At 59.6% G+C, this 2,107-nt stretch carries 2 protein-coding genes; both read right to left on the minus strand.

Going from position 1 to position 2,107, the window contains the following annotated elements:
• A partial coding sequence (gene tagF / locus NP596_RS21945) for a type VI secretion system-associated protein TagF (RefSeq protein WP_371927997.1) occupies positions 1-1,051 on the minus strand: 1,051 nt, incomplete at its 3' end.
• Positions 1,048-2,107 (minus strand): type VI secretion IcmF C-terminal domain-containing protein (locus NP596_RS21090; protein ID WP_305891838.1); only part of this gene is annotated, 1,060 nt, incomplete at its 5' end. The genes NP596_RS21090 and tagF, both read right to left, overlap by 4 nt.

The following is a 2,107-nucleotide window of genomic DNA, read 5'->3' on the forward strand; positions in this document are numbered from 1 at the left end:
CCTCCACCAACGCTCGGCTGGCCACGTCGCCGGCGCTATGTCCGCCCATGCCGTCCGCAATCGCCCACAGGCCGGCATCGTGGCGCAGCAGAATCGCATCTTCGTTGAGCTTGCGCCGCATACCCACCACGCTCAAGCCGAAACTTTGCCTTTGGCTGCTTTGGGCCTGCAAGGCCGATTCGAGGATTTTAAAGTAGGCGGCCGGGTCGACATTGGCCGGACTGGTGGTCTCGCCCTGCCCGGTTTCGGGCGGCGTTTTTTCAACCGGTTTGGCCGGCGCACGGGGAGGTTCGGCGGCAAGCGCCGGTTCTTGCTTGACCTTGGCGCTGGTAAATTGCCAGCCGTGCCGCGGCCATTGGCCGTTCAAAAACCCCACGTAAGCGTCCAGCGGCGGCAAACCCTCGCACAGTAACAGACTGGGTTTTTCGTCTTCGCTAACCGACGAACGCCATATGCTGCCGCGGGCCAAAAAGCGGTCTTTCAACATGTCGCCCAGTTCGGCAAAGGCACGGGGGGTTTCGCCGCCATGCGCCAATTGAAAGTACAGCGCGGTTTTGGCCGAACCGGGCAAGAGCGGACTGGCCTGCGCCCGTTCCGGCCGTGCAGGTAGAAAGTCGTCCGGACGCAGCCGTTCCAGGTCCGCGTCGAAACGCTGCAAATCGAATTGGTACTCCAACGAAGACAGCGCCAATTCGGATAAGGCATCGAACCAGCCGCAATCCGGATCGAACAATGCCGTCAGCCGATTCGACGGGACTTTGGCCGCCAGCGTCAGCGGAAAATAGCGTCCGACCTTGTCGACACTGGGCATCAGCACGCCGGCCCAGGCATCGTCGCCGCACAGACCCGGCGCCAAACCGAATTGCCAGATCGGACTGAACAAAAAAGTGTCCAGCCAACCGGCGCCCAGTTGTTCGCGGCTGGCGGCTATGCCGCCCTGCAACCATTGGTCCCAGGGTTCTATGAATTGACGCGGCAGCCGCCGCGACAAAAAATCGCCATGGCTGGGTAATTTGCCGTAAAAACCGGCCGCAAAATCCGGCCTGCTCACAAGGCATCCGGACAGCGGAAACTTTGCAGTTCCTGCAGATTAAACGGATTGTTGACACTGGCCGCGCGCAGCTGGTAACTGGCGCTCATGCCCTGCAGTTTAAAAGTAAGGGTAAATTGTTCCGGCGCGTTGCCCTGCACGATGGTGGCTTCATCCAGCAAGCGAAAAAACGCCCAGGTGCCTTCCTTGCCGCGGCTGACCTGGCGGCCGTCCAGGGTTTCGAACACGATACGCACGCCCTGGCTGGGATTCGGTCCCGGCCATTTCATGCTGATCGATTGTTCCGGGCCGTGCCGATACACCGCTTCCTGGCCTTCCACCTGCAGGCGAAAGGTACCGACATTGTTATCCAGCAATTGCGGCTTTAATTCGAATTGCACTTGCGGCATGCTGCCGACCGCGAAAAACGCATCGCGTATTTTGGCGGCGGTTTGAAATTGTCGAATCGACGCTTGCGACAAACCCAAGGGTTTCTCGGCGGTCAGTTCCGTCCACACCGGTTTGCTGGTGTCGACAAAGGTTTTCAGATTGGTTTGAAAAAACTGGTCTATCAACCCCGAAGGCGCAAACAGCTTGGCGAAATCGGCCAATAACACGTCCTGCGGCGAAGCATTGGAAAACGGGTAACGGCCGTTCAACGCGGCTTTGCAGGGCGAGGCCACCCCGGTTTTGACCATATCGCTCAACTGCGCCTTCGCCGCCGAAGACAGCTTATTGCCGCCGCTGTTGACGATAAGCTGAAACCAGGTTTTCAAGGGCTCCGGCAAGCGGGCGAACTCCAGTTGCGCCTGCTTCAATACGTCCATGCCGGCGCCGCTGAATAAATTGGCTTGGTTTTGTAACGCCTGGCCGCCGGTATTGGCGCTGCTGAGTTGCAAAAAGTAATCGCGCAGGCTTTTCAATTGTTGCAACACAGGCTCCAAAGCGCTGGGTTTGTCGGGGCCGCCGGCCACCAGATTGCGCAAGGGTTCGAACTTGTCCTCCACCGCTTGCACCGGATCGGGGCCGGAATCCAGGCCGGCGGCATCTTGGGCCAAGGCCAGCGCTTGGCTGCCG

This window comes from Methylomonas rivi, from assembly GCF_024505165.1.
GTDB classification, from domain to species: domain Bacteria; phylum Pseudomonadota; class Gammaproteobacteria; order Methylococcales; family Methylomonadaceae; genus Methylomonas; species Methylomonas rivi.